The 18,630-nt window shown below is 62.1% G+C and carries 15 protein-coding genes; 7 read left to right on the top strand and 8 right to left on the bottom strand.

The genetic code is table 11. The annotated features are described in order from the left end of the window. The first annotated feature begins 20 nt into the window (after nucleotides 1-20). Nucleotides 21-3,422 (top strand): mechanosensitive ion channel domain-containing protein, encoded by a 3,402-nt coding sequence (locus EDC35_RS11265; protein ID WP_132977350.1) that lies wholly within the window; start codon nucleotides 21-23, stop codon nucleotides 3,420-3,422. A gap of 63 nt (nucleotides 3,423-3,485) precedes the next feature. On the opposite strand, the gene EDC35_RS11260 is transcribed toward EDC35_RS11265, so the two are convergent. Beyond that, on the bottom strand, nucleotides 3,486-3,668 hold the full coding sequence (locus EDC35_RS11260; RefSeq protein WP_132977349.1) for a PA3496 family putative envelope integrity protein: 183 nt from the start codon (nucleotides 3,666-3,668) through the stop codon (nucleotides 3,486-3,488). Between the two features lie 262 nt (nucleotides 3,669-3,930). On the opposite strand from EDC35_RS11260, the gene ppx reads away from it, so the two are divergent. Both ppx and EDC35_RS11250 read left to right on the top strand, forming a co-directional pair. Further along, a complete protein-coding gene (ppx, locus tag EDC35_RS11255) occupies nucleotides 3,931-5,451 on the top strand; it encodes an exopolyphosphatase (RefSeq protein WP_132977348.1) in 1,521 nt (506 codons plus the stop codon). Nucleotides 5,452-5,590: 139 nt separating this feature from the next. Next, a complete protein-coding gene (locus tag EDC35_RS11250; protein WP_132977347.1) occupies nucleotides 5,591-6,010 on the top strand; it encodes an SCP2 sterol-binding domain-containing protein in 420 nt (139 codons plus the stop codon). Nucleotides 6,011-6,188: 178 nt separating this feature from the next. On the opposite strand, the gene EDC35_RS11245 is transcribed toward EDC35_RS11250, so the two are convergent. The 4 genes from EDC35_RS11245 to rpoH form a co-directional block, all read right to left on the bottom strand. Further along, a complete protein-coding gene (locus EDC35_RS11245; RefSeq protein ID WP_132977346.1) occupies nucleotides 6,189-6,947 on the bottom strand; it encodes an SDR family NAD(P)-dependent oxidoreductase in 759 nt (252 codons plus the stop codon). Continuing rightward, nucleotides 6,944-7,645 carry an SDR family NAD(P)-dependent oxidoreductase gene (locus EDC35_RS11240; protein ID WP_132977345.1) on the bottom strand — a complete coding sequence of 234 codons (702 nt, stop codon included), beginning with the start codon at nucleotides 7,643-7,645 and terminating at the stop codon, nucleotides 6,944-6,946. The genes EDC35_RS11245 and EDC35_RS11240 overlap by 4 nt, the downstream gene beginning before the upstream one ends. After that, nucleotides 7,642-8,136, bottom strand: a complete 495-nt coding sequence (locus EDC35_RS11235) for a 6-carboxytetrahydropterin synthase (RefSeq protein WP_132977487.1) — start codon at nucleotides 8,134-8,136, stop codon at nucleotides 7,642-7,644. The genes EDC35_RS11240 and EDC35_RS11235 overlap by 4 nt, the downstream gene beginning before the upstream one ends. Nucleotides 8,137-8,334: 198 nt before the next feature. Beyond that, nucleotides 8,335-9,174: an RNA polymerase sigma factor RpoH gene (gene rpoH, locus EDC35_RS11230; protein ID WP_132977344.1), complete on the bottom strand. Its 840-nt coding sequence runs from the start codon at nucleotides 9,172-9,174 to the stop codon at nucleotides 8,335-8,337. Nucleotides 9,175-9,587: 413 nt separating this feature from the next. On the opposite strand from rpoH, the gene EDC35_RS11225 reads away from it, so the two are divergent. From EDC35_RS11225 to cydC, 3 genes are all read left to right on the top strand, one after another. Further along, on the top strand, nucleotides 9,588-11,027 hold the full coding sequence (locus EDC35_RS11225) for a sigma-54 interaction domain-containing protein (RefSeq protein ID WP_132977343.1): 1,440 nt from the start codon (nucleotides 9,588-9,590) through the stop codon (nucleotides 11,025-11,027). A 133-nt stretch (nucleotides 11,028-11,160) separates the two neighbouring features. Then, entirely contained in the window at nucleotides 11,161-12,948 is a 1,788-nt protein-coding gene (gene cydD, locus EDC35_RS11220) for a thiol reductant ABC exporter subunit CydD (RefSeq protein WP_132977342.1), read from the top strand. Continuing rightward, a complete protein-coding gene (gene cydC / locus EDC35_RS11215) occupies nucleotides 12,945-14,696 on the top strand; it encodes a thiol reductant ABC exporter subunit CydC (protein WP_132977341.1) in 1,752 nt (583 codons plus the stop codon). The genes cydD and cydC overlap by 4 nt, the downstream gene beginning before the upstream one ends. A gap of 68 nt (nucleotides 14,697-14,764) precedes the next feature. Here the strand turns inward: cydC and EDC35_RS11210 are convergent, their stop codons facing one another. Beyond that, nucleotides 14,765-16,783: a glycoside hydrolase family 44 protein gene (locus EDC35_RS11210; protein WP_243651626.1), complete on the bottom strand. Its 2,019-nt coding sequence runs from the start codon at nucleotides 16,781-16,783 to the stop codon at nucleotides 14,765-14,767. Nucleotides 16,784-17,628: 845 nt separating this feature from the next. Between EDC35_RS11210 and EDC35_RS11205 the strand changes: the two genes are divergently transcribed. Continuing rightward, nucleotides 17,629-18,078 (top strand): DUF29 domain-containing protein, encoded by a 450-nt coding sequence (locus EDC35_RS11205; RefSeq protein WP_132977340.1) that lies wholly within the window; start codon nucleotides 17,629-17,631, stop codon nucleotides 18,076-18,078. A 111-nt stretch (nucleotides 18,079-18,189) separates the two neighbouring features. Here EDC35_RS11205 and EDC35_RS11200 read toward each other — a convergent pair whose 3' ends face one another. Together EDC35_RS11200 and EDC35_RS11195 are read right to left on the bottom strand one after the other, a co-directional pair. Next, nucleotides 18,190-18,411: a pilus assembly protein HicB gene (locus tag EDC35_RS11200; RefSeq protein WP_132977339.1), complete on the bottom strand. Its 222-nt coding sequence runs from the start codon at nucleotides 18,409-18,411 to the stop codon at nucleotides 18,190-18,192. After that, nucleotides 18,408-18,611: a type II toxin-antitoxin system HicA family toxin gene (locus EDC35_RS11195; RefSeq protein ID WP_132977338.1), complete on the bottom strand. Its 204-nt coding sequence runs from the start codon at nucleotides 18,609-18,611 to the stop codon at nucleotides 18,408-18,410. The genes EDC35_RS11200 and EDC35_RS11195 overlap by 4 nt, the downstream gene beginning before the upstream one ends. Nucleotides 18,612-18,630 lie beyond the last annotated feature (19 nt).

The raw sequence follows: 18,630 nt of genomic DNA, 5'->3' as shown, positions 1-18,630 counted from the left end.
ACCTGCGGCCGGTCTGGCCGATGCGGCGCGTCGTCTGGTCAATCCTGCTTATACTGTTCCTCGTCACGCTCACGGCGACAGCGGCGGCCCAGTCGGGCGGCAGCTCAACCGGGGCAGCGCCTGCGACCTCTGTCAATCTACCCACACCCGCACAGCTCACCAGCAAGCTTGACGAGGTCAAGGCCGCGACCGGACTCGACGAGACGACCAAGGCCACCTTGACCGAACTCTATCGCCGCGCTCTGACCAGTCTGGAAGATGCAAGCAACTTCGAGACCAAAACTGCCGAGTTCGCACAGTCGCTTAAAACGGCGCCAAATGCGACGGCCGCCATTCAGAAGACGCTGGAAAAAAGCCAGTCGGACACGAGCGAGCCAGCCGAGACGATTCCCGACAGCCTGTCAACCGATGACATCACGCAGCGACTGAACAAGGTTCTGGCTGAGGCGGCGGCCGAAGAAGCCCGTGTCAGCGAACTCGAAAAACTGATCGACAGCGGGACCAATCGTCCCGCCCTGGCCCGTGCGCGTTTGACTGAAGTGAAACAACTGCTTGATCAGATCGATGCCGATCTGCGTCAGCCGCCGGTCGCGGACGAATCGCCCGATCTCGCGCAGGCCCGCCGCTGGGCGCTGGAGACCCGCCGTCAGTCGCTGTGGGCCGAAGGCCGTATGCTCGAACAGGAAGTCCTCAGTCAGGCCGCACGCGAGGCGCTTTACAAGGCTCAGCGCGATCAGTCCGCGCAGTCGCTCCTGGTCCTGAAGGCCCGTCAACGGGTGCTGGAAGAGGCGCAGAACAAACGCCGCACGGATGAGGCCGAGGCCGCCCGGCGGGTCTCCGAACAGGCGCAACGCGAGGCTGAAAACAAGCACCCGCTGGTGCAGGAGCTGACCCGGCAGAACGCCGAGATCACCGACTCATTGGGACAGCTTGCGCGCCAGCTCGATGGACTGAACGGCGAGCTGGCCCGGATCGAGGCCGAACGCAAGCGGATCGAGGAGGACTATCGCGGCGCCCGGCAGCGTCTGGAGGCGGCCGGACTCAGCAAGGCGCTTGGTCAGGTCCTGCTCGACCGGCGCAGCCAGTTGCCGGATCCGCGTCAATATCGACGGATGATCGGGGAGCGGGAGGACGAGATCGCCGAGGCCACGCTGCGGCAGATCCGCTATCGCGAGGAACAACGCCAGATACGCGATCTCGATCGCTATCTCGCCGACCTGACCGCACACGACGACTCCGCGCAGAAGCCGCTGGTGCGTCGTCAGCTCGCCGAAACGCTCCAGCAGCGCAAACCTCTGCTCGCTCAGGCGCTGTCCATCGAGGACGATTACATCCGGCAGCTCGGCGAGTTGAATTATGCCTCCGAGCAGGTCACTCAGATTGCGACCACCTATGACAATTTTCTCGCCGAGCGTCTGCTCTGGGTGCGCAGCGCAGCGGCGGTGGGCGTCGAAACCGTCACGTCACTCCCGGCCGCGCTCGGCTGGCTCATTTCGCCGGATAACTGGCTGGAGGTCGCGCGCGTCCTGGTCGAGCGGTTCAGCCATGCCTTTTCCTTCTGGCTGGGGCTTGCGGGCATCGCGCTGTTGTTCTGGAAGGTCGGCGCCATGCAGCGCGCCATTCGCGCGACCGCCGAGCCTCTGCGCCGGGTCCGCACGGATGGCGCACGCTTCACCCTGGAAGCCATCGGCTGGACGCTGCTGGCGGCCCTGCCGCTGCCGCTGCTGTGCTGGCTGCTGGGTCAGCAGCTTCTGGTGTCGGCGGAGGCGACGTCCTTTACCCGCGCCTTCGGGACGGCGCTGACCGATGTTTCGTTCGGACTCTATTATCTGCGCGCCTTCCGTCTGCTCTGCATCACCGGCGGGGTCGCCGACCGTCATTTCCGCTGGCGCACCGAAACGCTCGCGCGGATCCGGCGCGATTTCGACTGGTTCACGATCTACGCCATCCCGGTCGCCCTGCTGACCATGGCCGTTTATACCCATAACGATCCGGCCTATACCAGCAGTCTGGGGCGCCTGTCGCTGGTCGCCAGCATGCTCGGCTTCGCGGTCTTTTTCGCGCGTCTGCTGAACCCCGATCATGGCGTCCTCAAGCGAATGCTGGCGGCGGAACCGAACGGCTGGCTCAACCGGCTGCGCCATCTCTGGTTTCCCTTCATCGTCGGCGCGCCGCTGACGCTGGCCGGACTGGCGCTGGTCGGCTATGTCTATACCGCCGGCATCCTCTTCCAGTCGCTGGTCTATCAGACCTGGCTGGTGCTGGCACTGGTGGTGCTGCATCAGTCCATCGTGCGCTGGCTGATCGTGACCCGGCGGCGTCTGGCGCTCCAGGCGGCGCTGGACCGGCAGGCCGCACGACGTGCGGCGGAGGCCGAACCCGGCGCTGGCGGCACCTCGGAAGTTCCGCTGGTGGAAGAGCCCGAGCCGGATTTCGCCGCCCTCGACGAACAGACCCGCCGCCTGATCAATGCCTCGATCTTCTTCAGCGCGCTGGTTGGACTCTGGCTGACCTGGTCGGATGTGCTGCCCGCCTTCAGTCTGTTCGAGCGTTTCGCGCTCTGGCATTACACCGGTCTGGTCGATGGGACCGAACAATTGATTCCGGTCACGGCAGCCGATGTCGGTCTGGTGCTGATCATCGTCATCGTCGCCACCATCGCAGCCAAGAACCTGCCGGCACTGCTTGAAATCGTGCTCCTGCAGAGCGATTCGGTATCCGCTGGCGGGCGCTATGCGATCAAGACGCTGTCGAGCTATCTCATCACGGCGGTTGCCTTCCTGCTCGCCTTCAGCACGCTCGGGCTCAGTTGGTCGCAGGTCCAGTGGCTGGTCGCCGCTTTAAGTCTCGGTATCGGCTTCGGGTTACAGGAGATCGTCGCCAATTTCATCAGCGGCCTGATCATTCTGTTCGAGCGCCCGGTGCGGGTTGGAGACATCGTGACCATCGGCGACACCACGGGCGTGGTGACCAACATCCAGATCCGCGCCACCACCATCCGCAACTGGGACAAGCAGGAGCTGCTGGTGCCCAACAAGGAGTTCATCACCGAGCGTCTCTTGAACTGGACCCTGACCGATCAGCAGAACCGCATCACCATCCCGCTCGGCCTCGAATACGGCAGTGATACCAAAAAGGCCATGGCGCTGTTGACCCAGATCGCCGAGCGACACGAACGGGTGCTGGAGGATCCGGCGCCGCTGGTCAGCTTCGAGGGCTTCAGCGACAACTCACTGACCGTGATTCTGCGCTGCTATCTGGATGCGCTTGATGGCCGGATCGGTGTCATCACCGATCTGCATCAGGCCATTTACGAGACCTTCGCTCACGAGGGTCTGCCAATCGCCTTCCCGCAACGCGATGTGCATCTCTCGACCAGCGAACCGCTGACGATCCGGCTCCAGCGGGAGTCGGCAGACTGAAGGGATTTAAGGGGGGGGAACTGGCGGGCACAGCGGCGCGCGGCCGCGCCGCCGGAGGCGGGCTTAGCTCAACTCGTCGAAATCGGGATCGTCAAGCAGTTCGCGCAGACGCTTGAGCTCGCGCATGTGCTCAATACGCCGACGAACATCCAGGCTCGCCGCCTGCTGACCACGCGATTCTTGAGCCGTCAGCGGCGGCACACGCTCGGCGATGTCTTCGCCATAGCTGCTTTCAGGGTCCAGCATCTACTCATACCTCAAGGGTGACTACGCAATTTTCGATAGGCGGGCGTATAACCAAAATCGCCATAAAAAGAAAGCCACAACGATCAATTTCAAGAATTGATTTTTTTTACGGCATTTACTGCCCCTGGCCCTTTGTCAACATCAGCGGAACGCATGATTCCCATCACCCGCCAGCAGACGTCCACCGGTGCGCGTTCCCCCAAGCCGGCACGCCGTCGGATTCTGATACCATGCGCCTCCTTTCCCGGTAGTGGATTGTGCCATGCCTGAAGCATCTCACCAGGCAGCCGAGGGCGTGTCGCGCGACATCGTGGCGGCGGTCGATCTCGGCTCCAACAGCTTTCACATGATCGTGGCCCGTCTCGACGACGGTCACATGCAGATCACGGATCGCATCAAAGAAATGGTCCGTCTTGGCGAAGGGCTGACGGACGACAAATTGCTTGCCCCCGAGGTCGTTGCCCGCGCACTCGCCTGTCTGGAGCGTTTCGGTCAGCGGTTGCGCGGCTTTCCGCCGGGCAGCGTGCGTGCTGTCGGCACCAACACGCTCAGACAGGCGCGTCCGGACAGCGGCTTCATCGAACGCGCGGAGGCCGCGCTTGGCCATCCCATCGACATCATCAGCGGACGCGAGGAAGCGCGCCTCATCTATCTCGGTGTCGCCCATGGACTGGCGGCGGGCGCCGAACGGCGGCTGGTGGTCGATATCGGCGGCGGCAGCACCGAGATCATCGTTGGCCAGGGCTTTTCCGCGCGACTGCGCGAAAGCCTGCACATGGGCTGTGTCAGCCTGTCACTCAAGCATTTTGCGGACGGTCGCATCACCGCCCGCGCCATGCAGAAGGCCGAACTGGATGGCGCCCTGGAACTGCGTCCGGTGCGCGAACTCTTCCGCCACGCCTGCTGGCAGAAGGCCGTCGGCAGTTCAGGAACCATCCGCTCCATCGCCGCCGTGGTCAACGCTGAAGGCTGGTGCGAGGACGGCATATCAGCCGATTCACTCACCCGTCTGCGCGAGGCGCTGCTGACCGCAGGCAAGCTGTCCGCCGTCAGCCTCAAAGGGCTGACCGACGAACGCAAACCCGTGTTCGCTGGCGGTGTGGCCGTGCTCTGTTCGGTGTTCGAGTCGCTTGGCATTCGGCACATGCAGGTCTCGGATTACGCCCTGCGCGAAGGGCTGATCTACGAGATGATGGGGCGCAGCCAGCACGAAGACGTGCGTGAACGCACCGTCGAGACGCTTTGCCGACAGTTCCGGATCGATCAGGCCCACAGTCAGCGTGTCCGCGCCACCGCTCTGGCGCTTTACCATCAGATTGCGCCCGCCTGGCCGTTGCGCGACCCCGATCATCTGCTGATGCTGTCCTGGGCGGCGCGACTCCACGAAATCGGCGTCATGGTTGCTCATAGTCAGTATCAGAAGCACGGCGCCTATCTGTTGCGCAACGCCGATCTCGCCGGCTTCACCCGTCAGGAGCAAACGGTCCTCGCGGCCCTGGTGCTCGGTCATCGGCGCAAGTTTCCGGTCGCCGAGTTCCTGAACCTGCCGCAGGACGCGCAGGACGATGCCCGCCGCCTGTGCGTCATCCTGCGTCTGGCGGTACTGCTGCATCGTGGACGCTCGGCGGTCAACAAGCCCAATCCGAGGTTGCAGGCAAACGCCAATGTCCTGACTCTCAGCTTTCCGGACAACTGGCTTGCCGATCATCCGCTGACTCAGTTGGAGCTGGAACAGGAGGCCGAGCGGCTGGCCGTGGCGGGGATCAGTCTGAATTTTGCCTGAACCCACAGTAAGGGCAGTGTAAATCCTGATAAAATGCGACATCACGCGGATTCCACATCGCGTCGATATGACAAATACCTCCCGGTCGCCGCCTCAGCCGCGTCGGCCTTTCTGCTCTTGACGCTGGAGATTTGAAACGATGGCTGCACTCTTTTCCGCCGACTGGATGAATCAGCTCAAGGACGCCTGGAATAACGAGCCCGAGGTGTGTGAAAAACTGGCCGAGATCGATTTCGATTCGGTCATCTACTGCGGCTTCAAGGATGAGGAGAATCCGCGCGGGGTCTTCGTGGTTGAAAAAGGCGTGTGCGTGCGGGCCGGCTCCTGGTCGGAAAGCGATCCGCCGGCCAACTGGGACATGCGCGCCGATCTCAAGGACTGGATCAAGTGGGTTCAGAACGGCATCGGCATGCTGGGCATGGGCACCGCTTTCGCCACCGGCAAACTCAAGTTCAAGGTCGGCGACTACAAAGCCATGATCAAGGATCCGCGCATGGCGAATCCGTTCGTCAAAAGCTTTGGTCTGATGCAGCAGCTTGAGACTGACGAAGCCGGCTGATTCCTGCCATCCGACAAGCCCGCTACCCGGCGGGCTTGATGAATTCAGACAGGATTAAACCGCGCCCGGTGCGGTATGTGATGTTTGAGGATTGAGTCAGCCTTGGCAAAATCGACGGACGTTCGAGCGGGCGCGGTTTAAGGGGATTTGAGGCGGGTAGGCACGCCCGGCAATGACCTTAGCCCAGGCGATACCCCGCATCCACATTGAGAATGGCGCCCGTCACCAGCCGCGCCCCCGATGACGCCAGAAAAAGGACGGCGGCGGCAACATCTTCCGGCGTGACGGCCTCCTGTTTGAGCACATGGCGACGCCTGACCGTCTCGACCATCAGATCCATCGCCCCACCCCACATCTCCGATGCGACCACACCGGGCGCAACGCCGTTGACCCGGATCCCGCGCGGCGCCAGGGCGAGTGCCAGCCGCCGGGTGAGCATGTCCAGCCCGGCCTTGCTGGCCGAATAGCTGGTGGAGGTGCAGGTGGCGAACGGATGGTCGGCACAGGCGGATGAGAGATTGATGACGACCGGCGCCGGGCTGCGTTCAAGCAGATCCGCGCCGGACTGGATCAGCGCAAAGGGCGCGATCAGATTGATCTCCAGGGTCGCGCGCCACGCTTCGACAGACTCTTCCAGATCGCCTGACGCGAGAATGACGCCGGCATTGTTGACCAGCACATCCAGCCGACCGGATTCGCTGGCGATCATCGCAATCAGGCGCGCCCGAAATTCAGCATCGGTCACGTCGCCGACCAGGGTCTTCAAGCGACCGCTGGCGACCGGTTCGGGCCAGCGGTCAGCCAGTCGCGCCAGCTTTTCCGCATCGCGCCCGAAGGTATAAACCCGATCGCCGGCCTCCAGAAAACCCGCCACCAGCCCCGCGCCGATGCCTGCGCTGCCGCCGCTGATACAGACGATGCGACCGGTCTCAGTCATCGCTCGCGCTGCCCCAGATTGGCGTGAATCAGCGCCCCATTCAGTACCGGCGCCCGCTCGGCGAAGGCGACCGCGTCGGCGATCTCTTCCGGCTCAATCAGCCGGTCAAAAGCGGAGAGCCCCGTGATGGCGGCCAGTGTGTCCGGGTTGTCGCCGATCAGTCCGCGCAGTTGCTCGGTATCGGTGAAGCCGGGACAGATGATGCAGGTATGGATGCCGCGCCCGGCCAGATCCTGACAGGTCGCGCGCATCATCCCCACCAGCGCATGCTTGGCGATGACATAGCTGGCGACGCCCGGCACCGCCTTTTCAGACAGGGTCGAGCCGATATAGATGAGACTTGATCCGGGCGCCATGTGCGGCACCACCAGTTGATTCAGGCCATTGGCCGCCAGGATGTTGAGTTCGAGCGCCGCGCGCAGATCCGCGCTGGGCAACTGGTCGATGCGGTGTGCGCGCATCACTGAGGCATTGTGGACCAGACAGATCCGCGTGGCCACGTTGAGCCAGGGTGACAGTTGGCCCGCCAGCGCCAGCACGGCATCGGGTTCAGCCAGATCGCAGACCAGATTCTCGACGCCCCGCTCAGGACAGGGGCGGCGCGAGAGATTGACGACGTTCCAGCCATCGACCAGAAAGCGGGTGGCGATGGCGCGCCCGATCCCCGAGCTGGCGCCAGTGATGACCAAGAGATTCATGGATGAGACTCCCACTGTGAAAAGGCCCATTGCCCACGCCCGGACGACACGCCAAGCTCAATGGTACGGATGGTCTGAGCGGTCAGCTCGGCCTGTTCGCGCAACCGCGTCAGCAGCAGTGGCGCCAGCTCTTCGATGGTGACATTGCGGATCGGCAGCAGCAGCACATCGCGGTCGAGAAAGGGGATGCGCTCATCGGCGAAGCAGGCAAACACCAGTCCGTCCTGACGCTCGATCCGCAGATAAGGCGACCATTGCGGCAGCAGAACGCGCTCGTCGAGCTGATCGCAGAGCGCTTTCAGGACGCGCTTGAGCAGCGCATAGTCAAACGCCAGACCATCGTCGCCGACGGCCGCCGTGACGGCGCAACGCACCTGAAAGTTGTGACCATGCAGATTTTCGCGTTCGGTCGCCGAGAAGAGCGTGAAATGACCGGCGCTGAAATTGAGATATTCCTTGCTGATATCGATGCGGGTCAGGGTCTGCTGCATAGGCACGGGTGTCTCCGGGTCTGGCGCGACGAGTCAGTCTGGCCGCGCAGTCTCCCATATTTGGCCTGCCACGCCACAGACAACTTCCGGCGACCGCTCGTCATCCTCGATGCCCGCCTGCCATACCAACGCGCCAGCCTGATCAGCCGGCTGGCGCGTCCGTGCAGCGACTCATCTGCGGCAGCCGCGCCGGACTCGCTAGACCTCCAGATGCAGCCGCATCTTTTTCATCGCATTTTTTTCGATCTGGCGAATCCGCTCGGCAGAGACGCCGAACTGGTCGGCCAGTTCATGCAGGGTCTGCTTCTTTTCCGCCAGCCAGCGTTCATGGAGGATGGTCTTGCTGCGCTCGTCAAGACCCTGAAGCGCGGCATAGAGCCGGTCGCGCTGGTCACGATCCGTATCCTCATGTTCCAGCAGCCTGGACGGCTCCATCCGCAGATCGGGCAGATAAGTGGATGGGGCGGACGGCGCATCGTCGTCATCGTCTTCCAGGCCATCGAATGAGAGATCCTGGTTGGCCAGACGCGATTCCATCTGCAGGACGGTTTCGGGTTTGACGCCAAGATCAGCGGCAACGTCCTCGACCTCCTGCCGGGTAAACCAGCCAAGTCGCTTCTTGGCGCTGCGCAGATTGAAAAACAGCTTGCGCTGGGCCTTAGTGGTCGCGACCTTCACGATGCGCCAGTTGCGCAGAATATATTCGTGAATCTCGGCGCGGATCCAGTGCACGGCAAAAGACACCAGACGCACGCCCATGTCCGGCTCGAAACGACGCACCGCCTTCATCAGCCCGACCGTCCCTTCCTGAATCAAGTCCGGCAGCGGCAGGCCGTAACCCAGATAACCGCGGGCAATGCGAATGACAAAACGCAGATGCGAGGTGACAAGACGCCGCGCGGCAGCCATGTCGCCATGATCGCGAAGCTGGATTGCCAGCGACTTTTCCTCCTCCGGGGTCAGCACCGGAATCTGATAAGCACTGCTGATATAGGCTTCGATTGTGCCTGTGGGCATAAGGGGAAAGTCTTTGGCCATCGTCCGATACCTGAGTCTGTAACCGTGTTAAAAATCCTAGCAATAAGATCGGGAATTTGCCAGCACTTTCGGCGCGGTTTTGGAACCTGTATCACAACAAAAGTTTCCTGAACGAAATGAGCGGAGATGAAGGCGGTGAGTAAAGGTGTCGCGCACATTCAAACGGCGTCTGGGCCACGCCGGATAGGTTTTAAAGCACATCGAGAAGTGCGATCAATCTCACAATTTCGGCAAAGAAACGACAAAACGTCACATCAAAGTGACATTCGGTGTAGCGGGGCTGATATACTCGAAACAGCTTAACGCTGAGGGCCAATGGCCCCTGGCGCCCAGTCGACGACAGACAGCCTGTCAATATTTCACGATTTCAGGCGTTTACCGATTACCGATCACAGCCGAACGGATGAGCCTCCATGCGCAATCTTCTTGTTGTGTCTCAAAGTCACTTGCCGGGCGACATCGTCAGCCTGCTTGAGCGGAAACACTGGGCCGTGATCCATGCACAGGATCTGAAAATCGCGCGCCATCTCGACATGCAGCACCATTTCCTGGTCGGTTGCGTCGTCCTGCACAACACGAAGAATACACAACTGACGGAACGCCTCCAGGCGCCGGTCTTATCTCTGCCACACATCAAATGGATCGCCGCTCTGGACGAAGAGCTGGTCGAGATGCTCGACATCAAACGCTTCATCACCGAAAGTCTCTATGACTTCCAGGTGTTTCCAATCGAAGGCGCACGGCTGGCGACGGTCCTCGGCCATGCCTATGGCATGGCCAAAATCGAGCGTGAATTGCAGCATAGCGATCAACTGCCTCCAACCAGTCATGCGCCCGACTTTCCGGGCCGCTTCGGGGTCATCGGAAAAAGCACGGTCATGCTGACGCTGTATCGCATGCTCCAGCGCGCCGCCGAATCGGATGCGTCGGTGCTGATTACGGGTCCGACCGGGACCGGAAAGGAGCTGGCGGCACGGGCGATCCACAGCCATTCCGCCCGCGCCGAAGGCCCCTTCGTCGCGATCAACTGCGCCGCCATTACCCCGACGCTGCTGCAATCGGAGCTGTTTGGACACGAAAAAGGCGCCTTCACCAGCGCCAGCACGCGCAAAACCGGTTACATCCAGACGGCCGTCGGCGGCACCCTGTTTCTCGACGAGATTGGCGATCTGCCACTGGAGTCGCAGGCAGCCCTGCTGCGTTTTCTCGAAGACAAAATCGTTACCCCCGTAGGCAGCACCCGTGGCAAAGAGGTCGATGTGCGCATCATTGCCTCAACCAACGTCGATCTCGAACAGGCCATTCAGGATAAGCGGTTTCGCGCCGACCTCTACTACCGGCTCGCTTTTTTGACGATTCAGACTCCCGGCCTGAGCAGCCGGGAAGAGGATATCGAATTGCTTGCCAAGTATTTCCTCGCCGAGGTCATGGTCACCGCCGGCACCCGTCGGCTACGCTTCAGCGAAGCGGCGCTGGCTGTCATGCGCGGCTATGCCTGGCCCGGCAATGTCCGCGAATTGCGCAGCGTGGTCTTTCAGGCGGCCTTGAGCTGCGAAGGCCTGGCCATCCGCCCCGAGAACCTGAAAATCCACCTCGACTCCCCTGCACTGAAAATCGAGTTCCCGATGGAAACGCGCGAAGCATCCGGCACACACCATCGCAACTCGAATGGCAGCGCCATTTTGGGTTCGCTGAAAAACGCCCGAGAACAATCCGAAAAGCGCAATCTGGAATTCGCGCTGGAACGCCATGCTTCCAATGTCACCCGCGCCGCACAGGATCTGGGGGTCTCGCGCATGACGCTGTATCGACTCATGGCCAAGCATGGTCTCGCCCGCAGCGGCGCGAACTGACAGCGACCCCGAATCCGACTCAACGGAATCATTCCGGGGCAAGCGCACGCGAATCCGCATTGCCCGCCAGAGAATGGTTCCGTATCCTCGCGGCTCCGATGTCTAAGGCACCACTCTCGGAACGGCGTCAACTATGGTTAATGTCTGGCTCAAAGCCCAACGGCCACTGGCCGGCAACGCGCTCTCGCTTACCCTGTCGCTGAATACCGCGAATGGGCTGCTCGCCATCGTCCAGGCGTGGTGTCTGGCGGTCATTCTCAATGCTGCCATCTTTGAAGACGCCGGCCTGACAACGATCCAGCCCTGGCTCTGGGCGCTGCTCATCCTGTTCGTGCTGCGGGCGCTGGCCATCTGGTTCGCCGAGCGGGCCGCCTTTCGCGCCGCCGCCGGGGTGCGCATCGCCCTGCGTGACCGACTCTATCGCCAACTGCAACGGCTCGGCCCGGCCTATCTCGCCAGTCAGCGCAGCGGCGCGCTGGTCGAGACCCTGACCAAAGGCATCGACGATCTGGAAGGCTATTACGCCCGCTTCCTGCCGGCCATGACCCTCACCAGCATCCTGCCACTGGCCATCCTGGCCGTGGTGATGCCGATCGACTGGCTCGCCGGGCTGGTGCTGCTGGTCACTGCGCCGATGATTCCGGTCTTCATGATTCTCATCGGCTCCGGCGCGGAGGTGCGCAATCAGCGTCAGTGGAAACAGCTTGCACGCATGAGTGCGCATTTTCTGGATGTCATCCAGGGTCTGACGACGCTGAAACTCTTCGGCGCCAGCCGCCGCGAGGTCGAAGTCATCGCACAGATCTCGGATGACTATCGCGTCAGCACCATGCAGGTCTTGCGGATCGCCTTTCTGTCCTCGGCGGTGCTGGAGTTTTTCGCCACCATCGGGATCGCCATCGTCGCCGTCTTCATCGGTTTCCGGCTCTATGGCGTGGCCTTTCCGTTTCCATCCTGGATCGTCCTGCCCGAAGTCAGCTTTCTCCAGGGTCTGTTCATCCTGATGCTGGCCCCCGAATTTTTCGCCCCGCTGCGCAATCTGGGCACCCAGTATCACGCCCGCATGGCGGCCGTGGCAGCCGCCGAGCAACTGATTGAGGTGTTGCAGACCGAGCCGACACAGGCATCGTCCGGCGGCGAATCCCTTGCCGCGCACCGACCGCTTGGCGTGTGCTTCGAGGCCGTGCACTTCAGCTATGAGCCCGGACGCGATGCACTCCAGGGGCTGAGTTTCGAGATCCCTGCCGGACAGCGCATCGCCCTGGTCGGCACCAGCGGCGCCGGCAAGACCACGGTCGTGAATCTGCTGCTGGGTTTTCTCACCCCCGCTGAGGGCCGCATCCTGATCGGCGAACAGGATCTGTCCCAAATCGATCTTGCCGACTGGCGCCGACATCTGGCCTGGGTACCGCAGCAGCCGCGCCTGTTCCAGGGCAGCATCGCCGACAATATCCGGCTCGGCGTCCCCGACGCCGATCTGGACGCCGTGCGCGAGGCGGCGCGGCGCGCACGCGCGGATCGCTTCATCGACGCCCTGCCCCACGGCTATGAGAACCTGGTCGGCGAGCGCGGCGCGGGACTGTCCGGTGGACAGATCCAGCGTATCGCCCTGGCACGCGCCTTTCTGCGCGATGCGCCGCTGGTCATCCTGGATGAGGCGACCGCCAATCTCGACCCGGAGAGCGAACGTCTGGTTCAGGAAGGCATTGACGAGCTTGCCCGTGATCGCACCCTGCTGGTGATCGCCCATCGGCTGGCGACGGTGCGGCGCGCGGATCGCATCCTGGTGCTGGATCAGGGACGGGTGGCGGAGCAGGGCGACCACGACACCCTGGCGGCGGCAGGCGGATACTATGCGCGGATGCTGGCCGCATCGAGTTCGACGCGCATCACCGTCACGGCTCAGGAGCAACCGGCATGAACGAACTCTGGCGTCTCTGGAAGCTGTTTCGGCCCTATCGGCTGTGGATGCTGCTCGGCATCGTCCTCGCGATCCTCACCCTGCTCGCCAATGTCATTCTCATGGCGGCGTCCGGCTGGTTTCTCGCCACCATGGCGACCGCTGGCGCGGCGGGCATCGTCATGAATTATTACGCCCCGGCGGTCCTGATCCGGGGCAGCGCCATCGCCCGCACTGCCGGACGCTATGGCGAACGGCTCGTCAATCACGAGGCCACCTTCCGTCTCATCGCCAGTCTGCGGGTCTGGTTCTATCGTCACCTCGAACCCCTGGCGCCCGCGCGGCTCCAGTCCTATCACAGCGGCGATCTGCTCAGTCGCATTCGCGCCGACATCGACGCCCTGGATAATCTGTATGTCCGGGTGCTGGTGCCGGTCGCGGTCGCGGTTGTGAGCGTCCTGCTGTTCAGCGTTTTTTTGCTCTTCCACTCACCGGCGCTGGCGCTCGCCGGATTGGGTTTCCTGCTGCTGGCCGGCATCGCCCTGCCCGTCTGGTCCGAATTCCGGGGGCGCGCACCGGGACGGCGAATCGCCGACGACGAGGCCGCCTTGCGCACGGCAGTCATCGACGGCGTGCAGGGGATGGCCGAACTCACGGTCTACGGCGTCACCGAGTGTCAGGCGCAGCGTATCGACGATCTGAGCCGCCGTCTGGTCGCCGATCAGACACGACTGAGCAGCGATCAGGGACTGACCCAGGCCATGGTCTTTCTCTGCGCCGGGCTGAGTCTTTGGGTACTGCTGTGGCTGGCGGTGCCGATGGTGCGCGAGGGGCAGATGCCGCCACCCCAGCTCGCCATGCTGGCGCTCTTCACGCTCGCCAGTTTCGAGGCCGTCGCGCCGCTGCCGCACGCCTTTCAGTTGCTCGGACGCTCGCTCGCCGCCGCGCGACGGCTCTTCGCCATCGTCGATACCGAGCCGGCAGTCATCGAGCCGGACGGGCCGTCGCCACGACTCGATCACTTCGACATAAGGTTTTCAGAGGTCAGTTTCGGTTATCCCAACGCCGCGCGTCCGGCGCTGGCCGAAATCAGCCTGCACGTCCCCGAAGGAACGCGTGCCGCCGTGATCGGCGCCACCGGCTCCGGCAAGAGCACGCTCTTCAATCTGCTGCTCAAATTCTGGACCCCGGATGCCGGTCAAATCCGGATCGGCGGCACGGACATCGCCGAGCTTCATGGCGACGATCTGCGCCGCCAGATCGCCGTGGTCAGTCAGCACACCCATCTGTTCGACGCGACCATTCGCGAGAATCTGCTGATCGCCAATCCGGATGCCACTCAAGCCGCTATCGAAGACGCCTGCCGGATCGCCCAAATCCACGATTTCATCGCCGAACTCCCCGAGGGTTACGACACCTGGGTCGGCGAAACCGGGGTGCGGCTCTCCGGCGGACAGGGTCGGCGGATCGCCATCGCCCGCGCCCTGCTCAAGGACGCGCCTATTCTGCTGCTCGACGAACCGACCGAAGGACTGGACACCGCCACCGAGCGCGATCTGATGCAGGCGCTGGACCGGCTGATGGTTGGACGCACCGTGCTGCTCATCACCCATCGTCCGGCAGGGCTGGATTGGGTCGATCAGGTGCTGGTGCTGGATGAGGGGCGCGAAGTGGCGCACGGCGATGTCTCGGTGGTCCCGCAGGCGATGCAGTCCACGTTGCTTGCACTGAGCCCCGCAGCTTGCGGTTTAGCTGAAAGGCCGGCTTAGCTTGGGTAAAAGGCAAGGCCTGACCCCATTCCCTCACGCGGTATTCCCGGTATGCAGACATCGCCTGATCACAGGTGTCTGCCCGGCACCCGGTAGAGGGTGATCGAATTGGCGGGGTAGGTGCTGGTGAAGGTAACACCGCTGATGCCTTGATCGGGCAGACGCACGATGCCGGTCAACCGGGCCGCGCTGTAGCGCCAGCCCTGCACGAGACCCCGGTTCGTGAAATGGTTCAGGGTCAAAGGCGCGGACAGATTGTCGGCGGTCTTGTTGATGACGACCAGGGTCAAGGCGCCGGTGGCGCTCTCCTCGGCGGCATAGATGGCCAGCCGGTCCTGGGCGCTGCTCACGGCACTCACACTGGTCTCGCCGAAGCGCCCGCCGCTCCCGTTATAATTGCGGTAGATACGGAAAGCGAAGGCGAGCGGTTGGGTGGACTGCGGCGGCGACCACAGCGTCGCGAGATCCAGCCCCTCGCGACCGAAGATGCCCAACACATCGGCCTGCGCCAACGCGCCGTTGATGTGCTCGGGCGCCCCCCAGTTGTACTCGGTGATCGCAAGTTTGGTACCGGGATAATTGGCGCTCACCCAATCGCGCATACGCGGGATCAATTTGATGATACCGCCCTCGGGACCGGCAGACGCGATCCAGCTCTCATCCACATAGTTCGGATCCCACAGCGAGCGGGTGCTGTTCAACCGCAGGGTCTGGGTGGCGGCGTTGCCCGCCGGGCGCAAGGCGACGCCAGGCGCGGCCGGGTAATAGTGCAGGTCCAGAAAGTCCAGGATGCGCTTGCCGTGGGCCTGCTCATAGGCCCGCATCTGTTGCAGATACCAGGGCACCAGTGGCGTGCCGCCGTGGGCGTTGCGATCGTCCGGGGTTTGCCAATCCTGCCGCTGACCGTCGTAAGGCGAATGCCAGTAATAGGTCCAGCCCATCACCACCGGCCCCAGGGTCTGGGCGGCGGGGTCGCCAGCCTTGATGGCGGCGGCATATTGATAGGTGCGGTCACGCAACTGGTCATATTTGAGGGCGAGGGGTGCCACGTCGCGGTGGGTCTCCCACCAGATGTCCGGCTCGTTGTCCAGGTTGTAATAGCGCACGCCGCTGTTGGCCGCGCTGCCATAGCGGCTGACCAGTGCAGCTACCCAGGTCTGCACGAAACGGGGACCGACTGCGAGGCTGGTGTCCGCCGGGTTGTTGCCCGTCACCAGGCTGCCGCCCGTCTTGACGCCGTTGCCGCAGTTGGGGCGCCACTGCCAGTCACTGTCGGTCTGCGGGCCGTACCTGGCAATGCTGAATCCGCAGGACGTGGCGTTTTTCGCCACATAGCCGATCAACGGCACGGTCAGCACCGTCGCCACTCCTCCCGCGCGATTCTGGGCAATGACACGGTTGGCGGCGGAATCGGCTGGCAGGCTGACAGCGTTACTCATCCTGACATTCTCGAAATACCAGTCGAATCCGGTGTTGCTCGCGTCGAGCTGCCAGTTGTAGCGCGATGTATTGTTGCCGCCCCAGCGCCGCACCGGCAGCCCCAGACTCTTCATGAAGGCCGCATCGGCAGTCGTCGCGCTGGTGCCGTTGATGCCATAGATAAGCGGGCTGATGGGCTTGCGTGCCGCCGTGGCATCGACCGTCAGCGACAGCGCCGGCAAGGTCTGGCCGATCAAACGCAGGGTGTCCAGGTTGTAGGTCGGCTGGGCGGCGCCGGTCCATTCCATGATATTCAGCCGGGCGATCTGTCCGGGATTGCCCAGGGCGCTCAAGGGCACATTGATCACCTTCCAGGCATTCGGGGTGGGCGTCAATACAAACTGATTACTCACGGGTCCGCTATCGGTTGTCTGGATGGAAACCGCCAGCGCGCCGCTGTTGGCCCTGCCATAAACAGAAAAACGGATCGAGGAATAACCGGCGGTGTTGATCGCCGGGCTGGCACGCAATGACAGCCCCGCCCAACCTGCGGTATGGGTCACTGCCAGGGACGAGGCGCCGGTGGCCTTGTTCGCCGTGTCGGTACTGAGAGTCGTATTCCACGACCAGTCTTGCCAACCGCCCGCCAGGGCATCCTCGTAAATCATCAAATCGGCCGCGCGTGCCGCGAAGGCCGGGATCAAACCCGCAATCACAAATACTGTCAGCCATCCCCGAAGGTCTGACCGTCTTGTCAGAGAGCCGTTGCAGGCCATTGGACACATGACGCTTCTCCTCGTGGGCGAGGAACTTGCGGAAAGCCCCCCGCCGATAGTCAGGATCTTTGCTTAACCCGCTGCCAGTCCCGCCAAGTCGTGACTTCCCGATCTCAAGATCGATCTCGACTCAAAGGCCCGGCAGCCATCTTCCGAACAACCTGCGAAGGCATGACAGCAACATGCCTTGAAGAAAAGGCAGAAGCAACACAATACCGCCAAAGAAACGGCTAATAATTTAGCCCACCAAGCGATTGATTTGGAATGTGTGGAAATCCTTGCCTCTGGATAGATAAAGTGACATGCCATCGTTATTATTCATGTCGGTAGCGAGAGTCAAATGCCGTCGCACCGCTTTAGCGGTGCGTATCGCCAGAGCGTCGCGACGTGCTCCCACGCTGGAGAGACTGTGAAAGTATTTGCCAATCGCCGATCAGGCGTGACATCTCGACCACATCTCGTGGGTCGGGCTAGGTGTGCGCGGCACGGCTTATTTTTATTATTCAATGCTTTAAAGCGCGCCGTAACCCGACATTATTCCACGGATCATCGGGTTACGCTGTGCTAACCTGACCTACGCGGGAATACTTTCACAGTCTCTGGAGCGTGGGAGCCAGAGGAAGTGGCGCGCGGCGATGTCTCGGTTGTGCCGCAGGCGATGCAGTCCACGCTGCTTGCGACTGGCCCCGCAGTCACCGGCTGAACCACCAACCGCCAGACGAATGGAGCGACACGGGATGCACACTTATCAGAATGACATCCTCGCCTGGTCACAGGAACAGGCCCGATTGATTCGCAGCCGCCGTTTCGATCTGCTGGATCTGGAGCACATCGCCGAGGAAATCGAAGACGTGGGCAAAAGTGAACAGCGCGAATTAGCCAACCGTTTTGCCGTTCTGCTTGCGCACTTGCTGAAATGGCGTTATCAGCCGGAACGACGCGGAGCAAGCTGGGAAAAAACCATCAAGGCCCAGCGCAAGGAATTGGATTATCACCTGAGCGACACCCCAAGCCTGAGACCTAAACTGCTGGAGCCCCGCTGGCTCGATATGGTGTGGTCGAAAGCCGTCGCCCAAGCCGTGACTGAAACGGGTCTGAACTGCTTTCCCGATGACTGCCCCTGGTCAGTCGAGGACGAGATTTTGAATCCAGGCTGGTTTCCGGAAGCGGCGAATTCGGTGGAATGATCGGCTTTTCAGCAACACCTGACGAATCGGTTAAATGGCTCTGCTGGCACGGTATTGCAGAATAAGCTCCGCCGCGTCTGCGGGGTCCGTGCTTTAACCGCTTGTTCGGCGCTATGCCACTTCGCGCATAGGGCGAACCCTTGGCTGCGGAAGGGGTCGGCCTTCAGCGTTGAAGTGGTGGATCACGTCCTCAACGAGGGCGCAAAGCTCGCCATAAAGAGCGATGGGATCATCTCCATGGATTCCTGTGATGAGGTCAGGGCATTGACCGATATAGACCTGATCTTCCTCGCTCCAATCCACCCATTTGTGATACTTGTCAAGTTCTTTCATTTGCCAACCATTTCAATTGCCTGCGCCACATCTTTCTCTTGATATCGCTTCGCGTCATCACCCGCCTGTCCGCTCACTGTCACTGCACCGGGGTAGTTCGGGTGAACGAACTTTCGGTGCGAGCCTTTTCCAGCTCCAGCAATTTCTTTGAAGCCGGCGCGTTTCAGATTGTTGAGCAAGTCACGGATCTTCTGTGGCACTAGAAATCCTGTTTGCCGT

Origin of the sequence: Thiobaca trueperi (genome assembly GCF_004342175.1) — a bacterium.
In the GTDB taxonomy this organism is placed as follows: domain Bacteria; phylum Pseudomonadota; class Gammaproteobacteria; order Chromatiales; family Chromatiaceae; genus Thiobaca; species Thiobaca trueperi.
Note: the sequence above shows the minus strand (reverse complement) of the source record. Positions and strands in the feature narration are given on the sequence as shown.

Excerpts from the sequence above, each read along its gene's own strand:
- cydD (WP_132977342.1), top strand. The coding sequence starts at position 11,161 with ATGGTTAATGTCTGGCTCAAAGCCCAACGGCCACTGGCCGGCAACGCG.
- EDC35_RS11240 (WP_132977345.1), bottom strand. The coding sequence starts at position 7,645 with ATGAATCTCTTGGTCATCACTGGCGCCAGCTCGGGGATCGGGCGCGCC.
- EDC35_RS11260 (WP_132977349.1), bottom strand. The coding sequence starts at position 3,668 with ATGCTGGACCCTGAAAGCAGCTATGGCGAAGACATCGCCGAGCGTGTG.
- EDC35_RS11205 (WP_132977340.1), top strand. The coding sequence starts at position 17,629 with ATGCACACTTATCAGAATGACATCCTCGCCTGGTCACAGGAACAGGCC.
- cydC (WP_132977341.1), top strand. The coding sequence starts at position 12,945 with ATGAACGAACTCTGGCGTCTCTGGAAGCTGTTTCGGCCCTATCGGCTG.
- EDC35_RS11200 (WP_132977339.1), bottom strand. The coding sequence starts at position 18,411 with ATGAAAGAACTTGACAAGTATCACAAATGGGTGGATTGGAGCGAGGAA.
- EDC35_RS11250 (WP_132977347.1), top strand. The coding sequence starts at position 5,591 with ATGGCTGCACTCTTTTCCGCCGACTGGATGAATCAGCTCAAGGACGCC.
- EDC35_RS11245 (WP_132977346.1), bottom strand. The coding sequence starts at position 6,947 with ATGACTGAGACCGGTCGCATCGTCTGTATCAGCGGCGGCAGCGCAGGC.
- ppx (WP_132977348.1), top strand. The coding sequence starts at position 3,931 with ATGCCTGAAGCATCTCACCAGGCAGCCGAGGGCGTGTCGCGCGACATC.
- rpoH (WP_132977344.1), bottom strand. The coding sequence starts at position 9,174 with ATGGCCAAAGACTTTCCCCTTATGCCCACAGGCACAATCGAAGCCTAT.
- EDC35_RS11235 (WP_132977487.1), bottom strand. The coding sequence starts at position 8,136 with ATGCAGCAGACCCTGACCCGCATCGATATCAGCAAGGAATATCTCAAT.
- EDC35_RS11225 (WP_132977343.1), top strand. The coding sequence starts at position 9,588 with ATGCGCAATCTTCTTGTTGTGTCTCAAAGTCACTTGCCGGGCGACATC.
- EDC35_RS11210 (WP_243651626.1), bottom strand. The coding sequence starts at position 16,783 with ATGATTTACGAGGATGCCCTGGCGGGCGGTTGGCAAGACTGGTCGTGG.
- EDC35_RS11265 (WP_132977350.1), top strand. The coding sequence starts at position 21 with ATGCGGCGCGTCGTCTGGTCAATCCTGCTTATACTGTTCCTCGTCACG.